The 17,418-nt window shown below is 62.7% G+C and carries 16 protein-coding genes; 9 read left to right on the forward strand and 7 right to left on the reverse strand.

Features of this window, described 5'->3' with window-relative positions; all coding sequences use genetic code 11:
• The first annotated feature begins 197 nt into the window (after positions 1-197).
• The 8 genes from C0Z18_RS28365 to C0Z18_RS28400 are packed head-to-tail and all read left to right on the forward strand — an operon-like array spanning position 198 to position 8,507.
• Positions 198-2,534 carry a bifunctional salicylyl-CoA 5-hydroxylase/oxidoreductase gene (locus C0Z18_RS28365; protein WP_102648768.1) on the forward strand — a complete coding sequence of 779 codons (2,337 nt, stop codon included), beginning with the start codon at positions 198-200 and terminating at the stop codon, positions 2,532-2,534.
• A complete protein-coding gene (locus C0Z18_RS28370) occupies positions 2,531-3,316 on the forward strand; it encodes an SDR family NAD(P)-dependent oxidoreductase (RefSeq protein WP_102648769.1) in 786 nt (261 codons plus the stop codon). The genes C0Z18_RS28365 and C0Z18_RS28370 overlap by 4 nt, the downstream gene beginning before the upstream one ends.
• Positions 3,313-3,846: a MarR family winged helix-turn-helix transcriptional regulator gene (locus tag C0Z18_RS28375; protein ID WP_233217530.1), complete on the forward strand. Its 534-nt coding sequence runs from the start codon at positions 3,313-3,315 to the stop codon at positions 3,844-3,846. The genes C0Z18_RS28370 and C0Z18_RS28375 overlap by 4 nt, the downstream gene beginning before the upstream one ends.
• 37 nt (positions 3,847-3,883) lie before the next feature.
• Positions 3,884-4,741, forward strand: coding sequence for an enoyl-CoA hydratase family protein (locus C0Z18_RS28380; RefSeq protein ID WP_102648770.1), 858 nt, complete (start codon positions 3,884-3,886; stop codon positions 4,739-4,741).
• A gap of 2 nt (positions 4,742-4,743) precedes the next feature.
• On the forward strand, positions 4,744-6,000 hold the full coding sequence (locus tag C0Z18_RS28385) for an acyl-CoA dehydrogenase family protein (protein ID WP_102648771.1): 1,257 nt from the start codon (positions 4,744-4,746) through the stop codon (positions 5,998-6,000).
• Positions 5,997-6,464, forward strand: coding sequence for an acyl-CoA thioesterase (locus tag C0Z18_RS28390; protein WP_102648772.1), 468 nt, complete (start codon positions 5,997-5,999; stop codon positions 6,462-6,464). Before C0Z18_RS28385 ends, C0Z18_RS28390 begins: the two co-directional genes overlap by 4 nt.
• A complete protein-coding gene (locus C0Z18_RS28395; RefSeq protein WP_102648773.1) occupies positions 6,461-6,856 on the forward strand; it encodes a RidA family protein in 396 nt (131 codons plus the stop codon). The genes C0Z18_RS28390 and C0Z18_RS28395 overlap by 4 nt, the downstream gene beginning before the upstream one ends.
• A 13-nt stretch (positions 6,857-6,869) precedes the next feature.
• On the forward strand, positions 6,870-8,507 hold the full coding sequence (locus C0Z18_RS28400) for an AMP-binding protein (protein ID WP_102648774.1): 1,638 nt from the start codon (positions 6,870-6,872) through the stop codon (positions 8,505-8,507).
• 16 nt (positions 8,508-8,523) lie between these two features.
• On the opposite strand, the gene C0Z18_RS28405 is transcribed toward C0Z18_RS28400, so the two are convergent.
• From C0Z18_RS28405 to C0Z18_RS28435, 7 genes are all read right to left on the reverse strand, one after another.
• Complete coding sequence (locus C0Z18_RS28405) at positions 8,524-9,255, reverse strand: LytR/AlgR family response regulator transcription factor (protein WP_102648775.1); 732 nt, start codon at positions 9,253-9,255, stop codon at positions 8,524-8,526.
• Positions 9,256-9,262: 7 nt separating this feature from the next.
• Positions 9,263-10,369, reverse strand: a complete 1,107-nt coding sequence (locus tag C0Z18_RS28410; RefSeq protein ID WP_102648827.1) for a sensor histidine kinase — start codon at positions 10,367-10,369, stop codon at positions 9,263-9,265.
• Between the two features lie 166 nt (positions 10,370-10,535).
• Entirely contained in the window at positions 10,536-11,714 is a 1,179-nt protein-coding gene (locus C0Z18_RS28415; RefSeq protein ID WP_102648776.1) for an ABC transporter permease, read from the reverse strand.
• On the reverse strand, positions 11,711-12,856 hold the full coding sequence (locus C0Z18_RS28420; RefSeq protein WP_102648777.1) for an ABC transporter permease: 1,146 nt from the start codon (positions 12,854-12,856) through the stop codon (positions 11,711-11,713). Before C0Z18_RS28420 ends, C0Z18_RS28415 begins: the two co-directional genes overlap by 4 nt.
• A 4-nt stretch (positions 12,857-12,860) precedes the next feature.
• Positions 12,861-13,556: an ABC transporter ATP-binding protein gene (locus C0Z18_RS28425; protein ID WP_102648778.1), complete on the reverse strand. Its 696-nt coding sequence runs from the start codon at positions 13,554-13,556 to the stop codon at positions 12,861-12,863.
• Positions 13,557-13,618: 62 nt separating this feature from the next.
• Positions 13,619-14,881 carry an efflux RND transporter periplasmic adaptor subunit gene (locus tag C0Z18_RS28430; RefSeq protein WP_102648779.1) on the reverse strand — a complete coding sequence of 421 codons (1,263 nt, stop codon included), beginning with the start codon at positions 14,879-14,881 and terminating at the stop codon, positions 13,619-13,621.
• A gap of 58 nt (positions 14,882-14,939) precedes the next feature.
• The gene (locus tag C0Z18_RS28435; protein WP_102648828.1) at positions 14,940-16,391 is read right to left on the reverse strand and encodes an efflux transporter outer membrane subunit; all 1,452 of its coding nucleotides are present in this window, start codon (positions 16,389-16,391) and stop codon (positions 14,940-14,942) included.
• Positions 16,392-16,820: 429 nt separating this feature from the next.
• On the opposite strand from C0Z18_RS28435, the gene C0Z18_RS28440 reads away from it, so the two are divergent.
• On the forward strand, positions 16,821-17,339 hold the full coding sequence (locus C0Z18_RS28440) for a DUF6622 family protein (RefSeq protein ID WP_102648829.1): 519 nt from the start codon (positions 16,821-16,823) through the stop codon (positions 17,337-17,339).
• Positions 17,340-17,418: the final 79 nt, after the last annotated feature.

Raw genomic sequence — 17,418 nt, forward strand, 5'->3', positions numbered from 1 at the left:
GTCCCTCCCGTCGTCGGCTCCCCGTCCGCAGTGCGACTCGCTCCCCATCTGTCCCTTTGACGGACTTTATTCTTCCATGACTGACTTTATTACACCGGATCACAGATATCACTGCCGTTCGCCCGTCCCGCCCGCCATTACTTGACACCTAAACTATTTACCCCTAAATTTCCCTCATCGACACGCGAGGAGGGAACATGCGCATCGTCTGCATCGGGGGCGGGCCGGCCGGCCTTTACTTCGGCTTATTGATGAAACTGCGCAACCCGGCGCACGAAGTCTCCGTCATCGAGCGCAACCGCCCGTACGACACGTTCGGCTGGGGTGTCGTCTTCTCCGATCAAACGCTCGAAAACCTGCGCGCCGCCGATGGCCCCAGCGCCGAAATGATCCTCGATGCGTTCAATCACTGGGACGACATCGACGTCCACTTCGGCGGCCGCACGATCCGCTCGTCCGGTCACGGCTTTTGTGGTATCGGCCGCAAACGTCTGCTCAATATTCTTCAAGCTCGCTGCGAAGCGCTCGGCGTGAAGCTCGTCTTCGAAACGAACGTCACCAACGACGACGATTACGATGCCGATCTGATCATCGCCTGCGACGGCGCCAACAGCCCCATCCGCCAAAAGTACGCCGCCACCTATCGCCCCGACATCGACACCCGCGATTGCCGTTTCGTTTGGCTCGGCACGCACAAGCTCTTCGACGCATTCACCTTCGCGTTCGAAAAAACCGAGTGGGGCTGGTTCCAAGCGCACGCCTATCGATTCGACGAAGACACGTCCACGTTCATCGTCGAAGCCCCCGAGCGCGTATGGCGCGCCGCCGGGCTCGACGAGATGAGCAAGGAAGACGGCATCGCCTTCTGCGAACGGCTCTTCGCAAAATATCTAGACGGCCACGCCTTGATGTCGAACGCCGCGCACTTGCGCGGCTCGGCGCAATGGATTCGATTCCCGCGTGTGGTCAACCAGGAATGGGTTCATTACAAGCCGCGCGGGAAAGACGGCACCACCCCCGTCGTATTGATGGGCGACGCCGCCCATACAGCGCACTTCTCGATCGGCTCGGGCACGAAGCTAGCGCTCGAAGACGCCATTGCCCTCGCAGACAGCATCGACGCACATCCGAACGACCTACACGCGGCATTGACGCATTACACGCAAACGCGCAGTGTCGATGTGCTTCGCATTCAAAACGCGGCGCGCAATTCAACGGAATGGTTCGAACACGTCGACCGCTACGCTTCGTTCGAGCCCGAGCAATTCGCCTACTCGCTACTTACACGCTCGCAACGGATCTCGCATGAGAACCTGCGTGAACGCGATCCCCGCTATGTCCGTTCGTTCGAGCAATGGCTCGCCGAGAAGGCCGGCGAGCAGCGCGTACTCGACGACGCCCATTCGATCCCTCCGATGTTCACGCCGTTCTCCGTGCGTGATGTCACGCTCAAAAATCGCGTGGTCGTTTCGCCGATGGCCCAATACTCGGCCATCGACGGCACCGTCGGCGACTATCACCTGACGCACCTCGGCGCCCGGGCGATGGGAGGCGCCGGCCTCGTCATGACGGAGATGACCTGTGTATCGCCGCAAGCGCGCATCACACCGGGCTGTCCCGGCATGTACAGCGCCGAGCATCTGCACGCCTGGCGGCGAATCGTCGAATTCGTCCACCTGATGAGCGATGCCAAGATCGGGATGCAACTCGGCCACGCCGGGGCGAAAGCATCGACGCGCGTGGCCTGGGAAGGCATCGACCAACCCTTGCCCGACGGCAATTGGCCAATCGTCTCGGCATCGCCCCAACAATATCTGACCGGCGTCAGCCAATGGTCGAGCGCGGCGACGTGCGATGAATTGCGCGAAATCGAAGCGCAATTCGTACGGGCCACGGAGCTGGCGAACGAAGCCGGTTTCGATTGGCTCGAGCTGCACTGCGCACACGGGTATCTTCTCTCGAGCTTCATCTCCCCGCTCACGAATCACCGCACCGACGAATACGGCGGCAGCCTCGAAAACCGTCTGCGCTATCCGCTCGAAGTATTCGAAGCGATCCGTCATGTGTGGCCGCAAGGCAAGCCGATTTCCGTGCGCATCTCCGCGCACGACTGGGTTGAAGGCGGCACGACGCCCGACGATGCCGTCGAAATCGCCCGTGCCTTCAAAGCGGCGGGGGCCGATATGATCGACGTCTCGTCCGGCCAAGTCAGCAAAGCTGAAAAACCCGTCTACGGCCGCATGTTCCAAACGCCGTTCGCCGATCGCGTTCGAAACGAGGCCGGCATTTCGACGATCGCGGTAGGCGCCATCTCCGAAGCCGATCACGTCAACAGCATCATCGCGGCGGGCCGCGCCGATCTATGCGCCATCGCCAGGCCGCATCTGGCAAACCCGGCCTGGACGCTGACCGAAGCAGCCAAGATCGGCTACTTCGACGTCACGTGGCCGAAGCAATACAAAGCCGCCAAAGGCCAATTGGAACGTAACTTCGAGCGCGAGCGAGCGACACAACCGGCGGGGGCATCCCGATGACCACCCGCACGAATGCGCTAAACGATATGCACGCCGTCGTCACGGGCGGCGGCAGCGGCATCGGCGCCGCGATTGCGCGCGCCCTCGTCGATGCGGGAGCTCGCGTCACGCTCATCGGTCGAGATCCCGCCAAGCTCGAAGCACAACGTCTAGCACTCGGCCCATCGCATGCCGTTCATTGCGTCACGGCCGACATCACGCAACCCGATGCCGTCGAAAACGCGTTTGCCTCGGCGCGCGACGCGCTAGGGCCGGTCGATATCCTCGTCAACAACGCGGGCCAAGCGCAAGCCGCGCCGTTCGGCAAGACCGATCTCGGTCTGTGGCAACGCATGCTCGACGTCAATCTAACGGGCACGTTTCTCTGCACGCAAGCCGCCCTACCCGCGATGATCGAACGCGGCTTCGGCCGCATCGTTAACGTCGCGAGCACGGCCGGGCAAATCGGGTACGCCTACGTCGCGGCCTATTGCGCGGCCAAACACGGCGTCATCGGTTTGACGCGCGCACTGGCGCTCGAAACGGCAACGACCGGCGTCACAGTCAATGCGGTCTGCCCCGGCTATACGGAAACGCCTTTGCTGCAAACATCGCTCGATCAGGTCGTCGCCAAAACCGGCCGCTCGACCGACGATGCCAGAGCGGCACTCCAACGCACCAACCCGCAACGACGATTCATCGAACCCGACGAAGTGGCGCATGCCGTCTTATGGCTCGTGATGCCCGAGTCGGGCTCGATGACGGGCCAATCCATATCGATTTCCGGTGGAGAAGTAATGTGAGCGATACCGTCCAAGCATCGACGAAAAAGCGCGCCGCGTCGCGCGCCGAGAACGTCGTCGATCTAGAAATGAGCACGGGTGCTGAGAGTCATATGAGTCTGCGCCTCTGGCTGCGTCTTTTGACGACGACCAATCTCGTGCAAACCGAATTGCGCCGCAGGCTACGCGCCGAATTCGACACCACATTGCCGCGCTTCGATTTCATGGCGCAACTCGAGCGCCACCCCGAAGGGCTGAAGATGAGCGAGATTTCGCGGCGCCTCATGGTGACGGGCGGCAACGTGACTGGACTGACCGATCAACTCGAAAAAGAAGGGCTTGTCTCGCGCGATGCAGATCCGAACGATCGCCGGGCTTTCACGGTCAAGCTCACCCCCGCGGGTCGCGCGCTCTTCGACAAGATGGCGCAAGCACACGAACGCTGGGTGATCGAGTTGTTCGGCGGCCTGTCGATCGACGATAAATCGAAAATGCATCAACGCCTCGGCAAGCTCAAGGCACATCTGCTCGATAGCATCAAGAGTAGCTAAAGCCGCCCGCGATGCAAACGAATAGGAGAAACGAATCATGACGGACGCCGCATTCACCGCCGACGCGCTGCTGGCCGGCAATCGCACGACGCTCGCCTCGTATTCGGCGCGTCACTTCGGTTGGCGGCTCGAGGATGGCGTCGGCACGATCGTATTGAATCGCCCCGAACGCAAGAACCCGTTGACGTTCGAATCGTATGCGGAATTGCGCGATCTGTTTCGTCAACTCGCTTATGCCACCGACGTCAAAGCAGTCGTGATCCACGGCGCCGGAGAGAACTTCTGCTCGGGTGGCGACGTGCACGAGATCATCGGTCCGCTCATCGGTCTGCCCATGCCGCAATTGCTGATGTTCACGCGGATGACGGGCGACCTCGTCAAGGCGATGCGTCACTGTCCGCAGCCGATCGTTGCCGCCGTGGATGGCGTCTGTGCAGGCGCAGGGGCGATCGTCGCCATGGCCTCCGACATGCGGCTCGGCACGTCGCGCAGCAAACTCGCTTTCCTCTTCACGCGCGTGGGTCTCGCTGGCTGCGACATGGGCGCCTGCTCGATTCTTCCTCGCATCATCGGTCAAGGCCGCGCCTCGGAGTTGTTGTTCACCGGCCGCGCCGCCAGCGGCGACGAAGGCTACGCCTGGGGCTTTTACAACCGCTTATGTGCCCCGGATAGCCTGCTTGCCGATGCCAACGAACTCGCGCGGTCGATCGCGGCCGGGCCGACGTTCGCCCACGGCGTGACGAAGACGATGCTGCATCAAGAGTGGAGCATGAGCGTGGACGAGGCCATCGAATCCGAAGCGCAAGCACAGGCCATTTGCATGGCGACGCGCGACTTCGAACGCGCCTATCAGGCATTTGCCGCTAAAACGCGTCCCACGTTCCAGGGGGACTAAACATGACGAACATCCAACGGCGCGACATGCTCGATTGGCCGTTCTTCGACGAAAGGCATCGCACGCTCGCACGTGAACTCGATGCTTGGTGCGACGCGAATCGAGCCACGCTCGAACATGCCGATCCGGTCACGTCAGGGCCGCAAGGCCACGCGAGCCTCGACGATCAGTGCCGGCGGCTCGTGCGCGCGCTCGGTGACGGCGGTTGGCTACGTTACGGCGTAGGCGGCACCGCATACGGTGGTCACGGCGATGCGATCGACACGCGCGCCGTGTGTCTCCTGCGCGAAACCCTTTCGCAACGCTCCGGCCTCGCCGATTTCGCGCTTGCGATGCAGGGGCTCGGCTCGGGCGCGATCTCGCTGGCGGGCACAGAGCAGCAGAAGCAACGCTATTTGCCGCGTGTCGCAAGCGGGCAAGCCATCGCCGCATTCGCCCTGTCGGAACCCGACGCGGGCTCCGACGTCGCGGCGCTCTCGCTTGCAGCCCGCGAAGACGGCGACGCCTACGTGCTCGACGGCGAAAAAACCTGGATTTCGAACGGCGGCATCGCCGACTTCTACGTCGTTTTTGCTCGCACAGGCGAGGCGTCCGGCGCGCGCGGCATCAGCGCATTCGTCGTCGATGCCGATACACCGGGATTCACGATTGCCGAGCGCATCGATGTCATCGCACCGCATCCCCTCGCACGATTGCGCTTCGAAGGCGCGCGCGTGCCGAAATCGCAGCGGCTCGGCGCCGCGGGCGAGGGATTCAAACTCGCCATGCGCACACTCGATATCTTCCGTACCTCCGTGGCCGCCGCATCGCTCGGCTTCGCGCGCCATGCCATGCAAGAAGCGCTCGAACGTGCTTCGACGCGGCGCATGTTCGGGCAAACGCTCGGCGATTTCCAACTGACGCAAGCCAAACTCGGCGAAATGGCGCTCACGATCGATTCGGCCGCCCTGCTCGTCTATCGCGCCGCTTGGATGCGCGATCAAGGCAAACGCGTCACGCGCGAGGCCGCCATGGCGAAGTGGCATGCGAGCGAAGGCGCGCAACGCGTCATCGATGCGGCAGTTCAACTCTGGGGCGGCCAAGGCGTCTGCAGCGGCACGGCCGTCGAAACGCTCTATCGCGAGATTCGCGCGCTGCGCATCTATGAAGGCGCCACCGAAGTGCAGCAACTCATCGTCGGACGCGACCTACTGAAGGAACATGCCGACAACGCCGGTAAATCGGCAGACGGCCAGCAAACGGCGAAGGGGACTCGATGAGTGAAGACGCTCCGATCCTATTCGAGCGTCCGGTACGCATCCGGTTCGCCCACTGCGACCCGGCGGGCATCGTTTTCTTTCCGCAGTACCTGACGCTCACCAACGGACTCGTCGAAGACTGGTTCACCGACGGGCTCGGCATCGACTACGCGCACATGATCGGCGAGCGCCGGATCGGGTTGCCCATCGTGAAGCTCGAATGCGAGTTCTCGCGACCGAGCCGGATGGGCGAGACGATTTCGCTCGGTTTATCGCTGGCGAAGATCGGAGCTCGCTCCCTGTCCATTCGCACCGTTGGAGAGGGACGCGACGGCGTGCGCTTCGCGGCGACGCAGGTGCTCGTCACGACTTCGCTTGCAACGGGCGAATCGATCGATATCCCCGGCGACATCCGTACGGCGCTCATGCAAGCGGCTGCGGCGGCATCCTCATCCACGATGGCAGACAAGGGCCTCTCGATATGAAACGACCACTTTTACCGGCCGGTTGGCCCAAGCCCCGCGGCTACGCCAACGGTGTAAGCGCCCATGGCACGCAAGTGTTCATCGCCGGCCAAATCGGCTGGGATGAATCGGGGCAGTTCCGTTCGGATCATTTTGCCGATCAAGCACGCCAGGCGCTCTCGAACATCGTCGCCGTGTTGAAGGAAGCGGGCGCCCGCCCGGAGCATCTCGTCCGCATGACGTGGTACGTAACGGATAAGCGCGAATACCTCGCCGCATCGCGAGACATCGGCCAAGCGTTCCGCGAGCTCATCGGCGATTACGACATCGCGATGAGCGCCGTGCAAGTCGCGGCGCTCATCGAAGACCGAGCGAAAGTAGAGATCGAAGCCACCGCCGTCATACCGGACTGACTCGGAGGGAGTCATGCAACCGTCTGCCCATGTCGATACGTTTGCGCGAGACAATCTGCCGCCGCAAGATCAATGGCCCGTCTTGCTGCTAGATTGCCCCGATGTCTCCTATCCCGATCGATTGAACTGCGCGACGGCGTTGCTCGACGATACGATCGCCGCCGGACACGGCAATCGGGTGGCGATCTGGTCGGAGGTGGACGACAAGCCGCAAGGCACGACCTACGACGCGCTGCGCGAGATGGTCGATCGTTGGGCGTACGTGCTGACGCAAGACATGGGGCTCGTGCCCGGCAACCGCATCTTGCTGCGCGGACCCAATACGTTGCAAATGGCTGCCGCCTTTCTTGCGAGTTTGAAGGCAGGTCTCGTCGTCGTGCCGACGATGCCGCTGCTGCGCGCGAAAGAACTGAAGCAAATCATCGATAAGGCAAAGATCGGCGCGGCGCTCTGCGATGCGCGGCTGCTCGATGAGTTGAACCGGTGCCGCGATAAGGACGATTCGTCGTTTTGTGCCGATCTCGCCGACGTGCGCGTGTTTCATAGCGATGCGCCCGACGGCGTCGAAGCCCTCGCCGCGGCGAAGCCCGCCCGGTTCGCCGCCTGCGATACCGCCGCCGATGACGTCTGTCTAATCGCCTTTACGAGCGGCACGACCGGCGCACCCAAGGGGTGTATGCATTTTCATCGCGACGTGTTGGCGATGTGCGATCTATTCCCGCGCCATATCCTGAAGCCGACGCACGCCGATGTCTTCTGCGGCACGCCGCCGCTCGCCTTCACGTTCGGACTCGGCGGGCTGCTTTGCTTCCCGATGCGCGTGGGCGCATCCACCGTGCTCATCGAGAAGTTGACGCCCGAAACGCTCCTGCGCACCGTGGAGCGCTTTCGTGCGACGACGATGTTCACGGCGCCGACGTTCTACCGCCAGATGGCACCGCTTGCGGCGCGTTACGACATCGCGAGTCTGCGCAAAACCGTGTCGGCCGGAGAAGCGCTGCCCGATTCGACGCGCGAGCTATGGCGAAACACGACCGGACTCGAGATGATCGACGGAATCGGCGGCACGGAGATGATCCATATCTTCATTTCGTCGGCGGGAGAGAACGTGCGGCCGCATGCGATCGGCCAGCCCGTGCCCGGGTATGTCGTACAGGTCGTCGACGACGAGATGCGTCCCGTGCCGATCGGCACCGTCGGCAAGCTCGCGGTTCGGGGGCCGACAGGATGCCGCTATCTCGCCGATGAGCGGCAAAAGAAGTTCGTGCGCGAGGGGTGGAATCTGCCGGGAGACGCCGTCTATGTCGATGCGGACGGCTATGTCTTTTATCAAGCGCGCGCCGACGACATGATCGTCTCGGCCGGTTACAACATCTCCGGGCCCGAGGTGGAAAGCACGCTGATGCAGCACGAAGCGGTGGCCGAATGCGGCGTCATCGGCGTGCCCGACGAGGAGCGCGGGCAAGTAGTGAAGGCCTTCGTCGTCGTCAAACCCGGATACGAGGCAAACGAGGCGCTAGCCGAGCAGTTGCAGGCGTTCGTGAAGCAAACCGTCGCGCCTTATAAATACCCACGCATCGTGCAATTCATCGACGCGCTGCCCCGCACGGAAACGGGCAAACTCAAACGCTTCGCGCTACGCAGCATGTAGTCGAACGTCGAGCCGGTTACATCTGCTTGAACAGCGCGGCGTACGCCCGGCTCACGGGCAACACCGCGTCATGGCCGAGCAGATGGATCCGCATGCGGCCAAGCAGGTCTCGCTCCACGCGATCGATCGCCGCGTACGAAACGATCACGCCTCGATGCACCTGGGCGAATCGATCGCTGTCCAAACGCGGCAGCAACTCCTTGAGCGGCGTGCGGATCAAATGACGTTGATCGGCCGTGACCGCCTCGGTGTATTTGTCGGTTGCTTGGAAGAATAGAACGTCGTCGATCGAGACGAGTTTAGTGGCGTCTTTCACGCCCACGGTCAACCAACGGATCGGTGTTGCGTCTCTTTGAATACAGGCGGCCACGGCTGCGGCATCTTCCTGCGTCGGCGCACCCTGCCGCTGCAAGCGCGCGATGCAACGCATCAGGCGATCGTCCGTCACCGGCTTGAGCAAGTAGTCGATCGCCGACGTTTCGAAGGCTTCCACCGCGTGCGCATCGTAGGCGGTGACGAACACCACGCGCACGTCGCTCGCCAATTGAGCGACCTTGAGCCCGTCGATGCCCGGCATGCGAATGTCGAGGAATGCGAAGTCGGGCCGCTTCTCGTTCAACTGCGCTAGCGTCTGCACGCCATCGCGCGGCATGGCCACGATTTGCAACTCGGGCCAAAAGCGCGTGAGCCGCGACGCGAGTTCGGCGGACAGATTCGGTTCGTCGTCGGCGATGAGGGCGGAAGGCATAACGGCTTTAGCAGACAGGAATGGACAAGCGCGCCGTCACGCCCCGCGCGGCACCGGCGTTCGCCATCACGGATACACCGGCGCGCGCGCCGTACATCGAGGCAAGACGCGCGCGGACGTTCGCGAGCCCCACGCCGCCATGCAACTTCGCGGTGTGGCCGAGACCCACACCGGTATCGATTGCTTCGAGCACGAGCATGTCGCCTTCGCGGCGGCCGACGACGCGGATATCTCCGCCTTCGATCGACGGTTCGATGCCGTGCAGCAATGCGTTTTCGACGAGGGGCTGCAACAGCAACGGAGCGAGCGGCAACGCGCGCAGCGGTTCGGGCACGTCGATCGTGAAACGCAAGCGCTCGCCCAGGCGAATGGCGGCAATATTGAGCAGCGCTTCGACGAGTTCGAGTTCGTCGGCCAGCGTGGAGGCGGTGCTTCGAGTACGGGTCAAACTCGCTCGAAGATAGCGATTGAGACTACCGAGCATCGACGCCGCGCGCTTCGGATCGCGCTCGATCAAGCTTTGCACGTTAGCTAACGTGTTGAACAGAAAATGCGGCTCGATTTGCGCTTGCAAGAGCGCGAGACGCGCCGCCGTTTCCGATTGCCGCAATTCGGCCGCCTCGCGGCGCTGCGTCTCGAGCGTGGCACGCATGCGCATCGCTTGTGCCGAGACGGTAAAGAAAGCGCAGGCCACCCCGGTCACCACGAACGAGGTGCCGTAATTGAGCCAGGCACCCATATCGGTATGGCCGATCAGATGCGGCATGCCGCCGATAGTGGCGGCCGTGAATTCCACGCCGACGACGACGCTGGCGGGCGCGATCAGCAGCACCTTCAGGACCGGGCCGAGCCGCGGCGAGCCGAATCGATTCAACAACGTGCTGAAAAGCGCCGCGGCAAGGCCGATCGTGATCCCAACGACCAGGTTCGGCAATAACGGCTGACTACGATGCGCGGCCCAAAATCCCAACCCAACGATGCAACTGAATACGACAACCCAAACGATCGATGCTCGATTCCCAAGGACCGGTGCGTCGGGGCGTGCGCCCGCGCCCGGGCGTAACCGGGAGTCGGTGCCGTTCGATGTAATCGGGGTGTGCTGCTCGCTGTGCATGGTGTGGCCTAAGGGCGGCTCGAACGATTCGCGCCGGCTGTGCACACACTGTATCGCGGCACGTGCGCCGCAGGCAAAGCCCGCGACGAGCGGCATCGGTGGGCGACGAACGGTCGAAAAGCGCTCACGACCCGCATCCCTCGCCTACGCCGCCCGCGCGCGGACGTCAGCTCGCCCGCAACGCTGTAGCGATCGGCTGACGCGCCGCCCGAATCGCCGGCAGCAAACCGCCGAGCATGCCGATGGTACAAGCGACGAAGACGCCCGAGACCAACAGCGATGCGGTGACCGTCAAATGAAACACGACTTGCGAGAACCCCGCACCCAGCGTGTTGACCGTATTGCCGTCGAAAAAAGCCCAGGCCGCAACCGATCCGATCACACTGCCCACGATGGCGAGCAGCAACGATTCGATCAGCACCGAAATCACGATCGGCGTCCCGCCAAATCCGATCGCTCTCAGCGTCGCGATTTCGCGGATGCGCGTGGAAACCGCCGTATACATCGTGTTGAGCGCCCCGAAGCAGGCCCCCAGCGCCATGATCCCGCCAACGAAATAAGCCAGCAGGTTCAACAGCTTCGACAGATTGCGCGACTGCACCGCGTAGTAATCCGCTTCGCGCTGCACGCCGACTTTCAGCGACGGGTCGGTCGTTAAGGCACCCTTGAATCGATCGAACGCGGCGGCCGAATCGAGCATCGCCGTCACGGATTGAAAGCCGTTTCGGCGATAAGCGGATAGCACTGTTTCGACGTCGCCTTGCAGTTCGGATTCATGCGCGTCGCCGCCGCTTTCGAAGATGCCGACCACCGTCCACTCCGAATTGCGGAACGCAATATGGCTCCCCAGCTCGAGCCCCTTGAACTGCGCCAAGGCCGACTTGCCGACGATCAGCTCGCGCACCGCAGGGCGAAACATCCGGCCCGCGATCAAATGCATCTCGGGCCGGAGCTTCATCGCATTCGGGCCGACGCCGCGCAGCGTGACGTTCGCATCGGCGTTGTCCTTCTTTTGCGGCAACGCGACGATCACCACGGCATCGGCCGAAGCGATCGGGCGACCGGCCTCGTCCTTACGCACACCGGGCGCATCCATGATCGTCTGCGCATCTTGGCGGTCGATCGTACTTTCGAGTTCGGCCTGCGAGCCGGCCCGGAGCACGATCGCCCGGTCGGCCCGCGCGGTGCCTTTGAGCGTGCGCTGAAAACCCGCCGCCATCGCCAGCACCGACACCATGACGGCCACCGTCACGGCAATGCCGATCACGATGACCCATGCGGTACTGAGCCGCTGCGGCAAGCTGCGCAGGTTCATCGACGTGACTGCAACGATTTGCTTGATCATGAGCGCAGCGCCTCCACGATAACGAGCCGCTTGGCGCGCCAAGCGGGAACGATGCCGGTTGCCACGGCCAGCAATGCGGACATGAGCACGCCTTCCGCAATCACGGTCACGGGCAGCTTCACCACGCCGAGCGTATTGCGCAGCACCGGGAACAGCAGATCGGCGACCCCGAGCCCGAGCAGCGCCGCCGCTATGCACAGCGTCAGCGATTGCACGAGGACGAGCACGAGCATGCGGGTATCGCTGAAGCCCAGCGTCTTGAGCACGGCCAATTCCGGCACTTGCTCGCGCACGGCTTGCATGACCGTACTGCCAACCGCGAACAGCAAAGCGAAGAACACGGCGAACAAGATGTACGTGACGATGAGGTTGATGTCACCGATTTGCTTCATGAACGACTGCTGAAATTCCTTTTCGGTCTGCGTCTTCGTTTCATCGGACGAATTGGCGAAATGGTCGTCGATCTCCTTGGCCACCTGCGCCGACTGCGACGGGTCTTTCACGACGACGATGTACCAGCCCACCGTCCCCTTCGCGAAGCTGCGCGCTTCGTCGAAATACTTGTAGTTGAAGAACATGGCGTCTTCACGCGAGCTATCGGACGGGTCCTGATAAATACCCACGATCGTGAAGTCCCAATCCGAGTTGCCGTCGGCCGCCTTCACCCAGATCGTCGAATGCAGCGGGATGCGATCGCCGATCTTCCAGCCGTATTTCTTCGCGAGGTTCGCCCCCACGACAGCGCCGTCGCGCGTATGTTCGAGCGCCGCAAGTTGGTCCTTCGGCAATAGATACTCTGGATGCGCCGGAAACTCGCGCTCGGGCTCGACGGGAAACGCCGCGATGAAGTTCTTCGGATCTTGGTAATACGGCCCGAACCACGATTCGTGCGATACGCGCTCTACGCCGGGCAGCGCTTCGATCTGCTGCATGTAGGCGTACGGCAAGCTTTCCGTGATCGAGATTCGGTTCGTGACCACGAGCCGATTGACGTTCGAGCGCTCGATCGTTTCCTTGAACGCCGAATTCACGCCTTGCAGCATGCCGAACAGCAAGAACGCGATCATGATCGACAAGAGCGTGAGCGAGGTGCGCACCTTCTTGCGCCAGAGCATCGCCCATATGAGCGGAATGAATTTCATCGCACTACGCCTCCGTGCTTTGCCGCTCTTCGACAAAGCGGCCCTTGTCGAGATGCAGCGTGTGCGTCGCGTAATCGGCGGCCTTTTGATCGTGCGTCACCATGACGATCGTCTTGCCGTACTCGCGATTGAGCAATTGCAGCAGGTGCAGGATTTCGTCCGCCGTGGCACGGTCGAGGTCGCCCGTCGGCTCGTCGCACACCAGCAGTTTCGGGTCGGACACGAGCGCGCGCGCAATCGCCACGCGCTGCGCCTGCCCGCCCGAGAGCTCGGACGGCTTGTGCTTGGCCCGGTCCTCCAACCCGACGATGCTCAGCGCCGCATGCACGCGCTTGAACCGCTCGCTTTTGCCGAGCGAAGTCAGCAAGAGCGGAAGCTCGACGTTGCGCTCGGCCGTGAGCATCGGCATCAGGTTGTAGAACTGGAAAACGAAGCCGACATTGTTCGAGCGCCAGCGCGCGAGCGCGCCGCCCTTAAGTTGGTCGATCCGCTCTCCCGCGACGATGAGTTCGCCGCTCGTCGGATGATCGATGCCGCCGATCAGATTGAGCACGGTCGTCTTGCCCGAACCCGAGGGACCCATGAGCGCGACGAAATCGCCGTCGGCCACTTGCAAGTCGAGATGGTGCAGCACTTCCACCGTTTGCTTGCCGCGGACGTACGTCTTGACGATGTTCTTGAGGGAAACCATAGCAGTCATTTGCTTCACTCCTCGGTGGCACTCGATGTGGGGCCAAGTGCCTGTGATCGTTTAAAGGTCGATCAGCGATCGACGACCTTGACGTGCGAGCCGTCGGAGAGCTTCGTCAAATCGCCCACGGCGACGTGCTCTCCGGGCGCGACGCCGGCGATGACGGTTTGCGTATCGGCGCTGCGCGCGCCGAGCTTGACCTCGCGCCGCTCCACCGTCTCGTCGTGCAGCACATACACGATGCCGGTGGCCGCACCCGCGGCGGCTTGCACGGCGTCCAGCGGCAGTGCGACGCCGCCGCTGGCCCGCGACCCGTTCGCGCCGTTCGAGCCCCCTTGGGGATGGTTCAAGAACGATACGCGCGCGCCCATTTCGGGCAAGATGCGCGGGTCGCGCGATTTGAAACCCACGCGCACTTTGACGGTCGCCTTGCTGCGATCGGCCGTTGGCACCACCGCGATGACATACGCCGGAATCGCCCAATCAGGATAGGCGTTCAGTTTCAGCGTGGCGGGTGCACCCGCCTGCACGCGGCTGATGAAGTTTTCGCTGACATCCACCTCGACTTCGAGGGAATCCATGTCCACGAGCGTGCAGATACCGGTGCGCGTGAAGCCCCCGCCCGCCGACAGCGGCGAGACGATTTCACCAGGCTGAGCGTTCTTCGTCGTCACGACCCCCGTAAACGGCGCCCGCACGATCGTATCGTCGAGGTCGCGCTGCGCGATTTGGAGCGCCGCGCGCCGCACCGCTAAATTGCCTTGCGCGACGGCCACGTCCGTTTGCTTCTGATCGTAATTGGCCTTGCTTTGCTCCAAAGCGGTCGTGCTGATCACGGAGGCCGCGGCCAGCTTGCGATCGCGTTCGTAGATCGGCGTGATGTCGATTGCGGCCTGCTTGGCTTGCGTCAACGTACTTTCAGCCTGCGTCACCGCAGCCTTCGCTTGCAGCAGCGCGGCCGATGCGTTCGTGTTGTCCAGCGTGGCGATGACGTCGCCCTCCTTCACGTGGACGCCCTCCTCGATGAACAACTGTTCGAGCTTGCCGGTGATCTTCGCGGAAACGGTCGCTTGGCGACGCGCCACCACATAACCCGATGCGTCGAGGATCGACGTCCCGGCTTCCGCACCGGCCCCGGTCGCCAGCGGCTTCGCGACCGCCGTCCGTACGGCCGGCACGGCCGCATGCAGCCAAAAATACGCCCCTGCCGCGAGCGCGATCGCAAGTCCGAGCAGGCCGCCGATCCACCACCAGCGATGGGACGCCGCCGCTTGCGTGGGCCGTTGATCCCGCTCGATCCGCAACTGCCGCAACAATTCCGATTTGTCCGTCATCTAATCGACTTCCGCGGTTTGAATGGGTGAAATTGAGTCAACGTTCCGGTGCGAGTCTTCATGGGGCCGCGGAAACGGCCTGCCCCGCCTGCTTCCAATCGCCGCCCAACGCGAGAAACAGGGCCGCCGTGTCTTGATAGCGAGCGGCGAGCGCCTGCACGTAAGCGACACGCGAGCGTTGATACTGCTGCTGCGCGACGAGCAATTCGAGGTGATTCGCACCGCCCAGGCCGTAGCGCTGCTCGATCAGGTGCAAGCTATCCGCCGCCGCCGTTTGCGCGCGGTATTGGGCGGCGAGCGTTTGCGCATCGGTATCGAGCGCGCGCAACGTATCGGCCACGTTTTTGAACGCGAGCAGCACGGTTTGCCGGTACTGCGCCAGCGATTGATCGTAGGTTGCGATGGCGGCGCGGCGTTTCGCGTTCAATGCGCCCCCTTGAAACAACGGCTGGGTGACGTTGCCGGCCAACGAGAAGACGTTGCTCGTGAAGAGCGACCGGAACGATACGGCCGAATCGCCGAAGTTTCCGGTCAGACCGATATGCGGCAGCATGTTCGCCGTCGCCACGCCGATTTGCGCGCTGGCTTGATGCAGCAGCGCCTGCGCGCGTCTGACGTCGGGCCGCTGACGCACGATTTCCGAGGGCATCATCAGGGGAATATCGAGCGGCAATTGCAGCGACGCCAGATCGAATTGCGCTTCGTCGTACTCGCTCGGCGCCTTGCCCAGATAGACGGCCAGTTGACTGCGCGCCGCCGAGAGCTGCTGCACGAGCGGCGGTAAGGTGGCCTGCACCGAGGCCAAATTCGATTCCGCCGACGACACATCCGAACGCGCCGCACCGCCCAGCTCGAACTCTTGGCGGCTCAAGTCCACTTCGTGTTGCGCCGAAGCGATGAGCTCGCGCGTCGCATCGATTTGCGCACGGAGCGAAGCTTCGAGCACGGCGGCCGTGACGACATTGGCCGCCAGTGTTTGGTACGTCGCCTCCAGCTCTTCGCGCTGCGCTTCGCGCGCCGCTTCTTGCGCTTCGAGACCGCGCCGGACACCGCCGAAGACATCGAAGTCGTATGACAAACTGACCGATGCGTTATACAGCGTAAATAGAAAGCTCCCGGCTTGCGGAAAACCTTGTGCCGCCCCGTTCAACTTTTCTCGTGTAACGCCGGCGCTGCCGCTGATCGTCGGGAACAACGCGCCGCGTTGCACATTCACTTGTTCCTGCGCAATTCTGAGCGCGGCTTGCGCCGATGCGATCGTCGGACTATTGGCGAATGCGTCCGCTACGAGTCGATCGAGTCGATCCGATCCATACGCCGTCCACCACCGCGACGGCAATTGCGCCGCGGGGTCGAAACGCTGAGCCGCGCCGCCCGCCACCGGGGTGGCTTGCGTTTGCGCCGGCAGGGGCGGTTGCGTGATGACCGTGGCGGCCGGCGCGGCGGGGGCCTTGAAATCAGGACCTACGGCACATCCACCGCAGGTCAGCAGGCCCGCGAGCGAGACCATCCCCGCCGCCAAGCCGAAGGGCGACCTTTTCGGTCCGCGCACAAGCATCGATCGGAGCAGTTGGCCACGCTCGTTTTTTTTCATATTCCGAATGGGGGCTGTTTTACAGCTATCGGGCAATCAAATGCGGGACAGAGTATAACGCCCGCTTTCGAGCAACGATAGTCGCATTCGATAATCGATCCGCTCTAATGGATTAACGGTTCACATCGGATTTTTTCGTTTCGGGCCGGCCTTGCTACGAAACTCGGTGGTGCTCGATACGTCCGCCGAGCAAGCAGGAGCGCTCATCGCCATAAAACGCCATCCATCCCGGCGCAATGCCATTCGTCGCATGCCCCGCACGCCCGCCGGCGCATAAATACACTGCGGCATGTCTCTCGCGCATTGCATCGCAAGCGCGTCAATTCATGGATGGAGCGACTCGTCATGTTTCACATTCCGGCTCAGGTCTATATATTGTTTTGCGCGCTCGTCTATCTTGGCGTGCGGCGCTGCTTTGCGCGCACCGTCCGGCCCGAACGTACGCTCGTCTTTCCGCTCGCCTTCGTCGTCCTGGGCGCGGCCAGCCTGCAGCGTCTCTTTCCGGCTCCCCATCCGACCGCTCAAGCGCTGGCCCTCGCTGCGATCGTGCTCAGTGCCGGAATCGGCTGGTTACACGCGAGCCGCTGGCGCCTGCAATTCGAGCACACCGGCGCGCGGCTCCAAGTGAGGTTGCCGGGCGATCCCACGCTGCTCGTCACGTTGCTCCTGTCGTTCTTTATCAAGTTCGCACAGCATTACGCGCTGGCCGTTCACGCGGCTTGGAGCACGACGAACACGTTCGAAATCCTTTCCTTCGCCGCGTGGGGCGCGCTCGCCGGGATGCCGCTCGGGCGTTCCGTGAACGTACTGGTGCGAGCCATGCGTGCGAGACAAAGGGACATGGCAGCGCCGACATGGGAGTGAAAATTGCTTCCCCCGGAGCGAAACTTCACGTGCGATATGCGAGGCCGCGTATGATATGTGCTTGAACCCAATTGAAACC

Source organism: Trinickia dabaoshanensis (genome assembly GCF_002879885.1).
GTDB lineage: Bacteria > Pseudomonadota > Gammaproteobacteria > Burkholderiales > Burkholderiaceae > Trinickia > Trinickia dabaoshanensis.

Bases quoted from the DNA above. Each gene is read 5' to 3' on its own strand.
- C0Z18_RS28390 (WP_102648772.1), top strand. From the start codon at position 5,997: ATGAGTGAAGACGCTCCGATCCTATTCGAGCGTCCGGTACGCATCCGG.
- C0Z18_RS28405 (WP_102648775.1), bottom strand. From the start codon at position 9,255: ATGCCTTCCGCCCTCATCGCCGACGACGAACCGAATCTGTCCGCCGAA.
- C0Z18_RS28410 (WP_102648827.1), bottom strand. From the start codon at position 10,369: ATGCACAGCGAGCAGCACACCCCGATTACATCGAACGGCACCGACTCC.
- C0Z18_RS28420 (WP_102648777.1), bottom strand. From the start codon at position 12,856: ATGAAATTCATTCCGCTCATATGGGCGATGCTCTGGCGCAAGAAGGTG.
- C0Z18_RS28400 (WP_102648774.1), top strand. From the start codon at position 6,870: ATGCAACCGTCTGCCCATGTCGATACGTTTGCGCGAGACAATCTGCCG.
- C0Z18_RS28370 (WP_102648769.1), top strand. From the start codon at position 2,531: ATGACCACCCGCACGAATGCGCTAAACGATATGCACGCCGTCGTCACG.
- C0Z18_RS28380 (WP_102648770.1), top strand. From the start codon at position 3,884: ATGACGGACGCCGCATTCACCGCCGACGCGCTGCTGGCCGGCAATCGC.
- C0Z18_RS28365 (WP_102648768.1), top strand. From the start codon at position 198: ATGCGCATCGTCTGCATCGGGGGCGGGCCGGCCGGCCTTTACTTCGGC.
- C0Z18_RS28385 (WP_102648771.1), top strand. From the start codon at position 4,744: ATGACGAACATCCAACGGCGCGACATGCTCGATTGGCCGTTCTTCGAC.
- C0Z18_RS28430 (WP_102648779.1), bottom strand. From the start codon at position 14,881: ATGACGGACAAATCGGAATTGTTGCGGCAGTTGCGGATCGAGCGGGAT.
- C0Z18_RS28440 (WP_102648829.1), top strand. From the start codon at position 16,821: ATGTTTCACATTCCGGCTCAGGTCTATATATTGTTTTGCGCGCTCGTC.
- C0Z18_RS28415 (WP_102648776.1), bottom strand. From the start codon at position 11,714: ATGATCAAGCAAATCGTTGCAGTCACGTCGATGAACCTGCGCAGCTTG.
- C0Z18_RS28435 (WP_102648828.1), bottom strand. From the start codon at position 16,391: ATGGTCTCGCTCGCGGGCCTGCTGACCTGCGGTGGATGTGCCGTAGGT.
- C0Z18_RS28425 (WP_102648778.1), bottom strand. From the start codon at position 13,556: ATGACTGCTATGGTTTCCCTCAAGAACATCGTCAAGACGTACGTCCGC.
- C0Z18_RS28395 (WP_102648773.1), top strand. From the start codon at position 6,461: ATGAAACGACCACTTTTACCGGCCGGTTGGCCCAAGCCCCGCGGCTAC.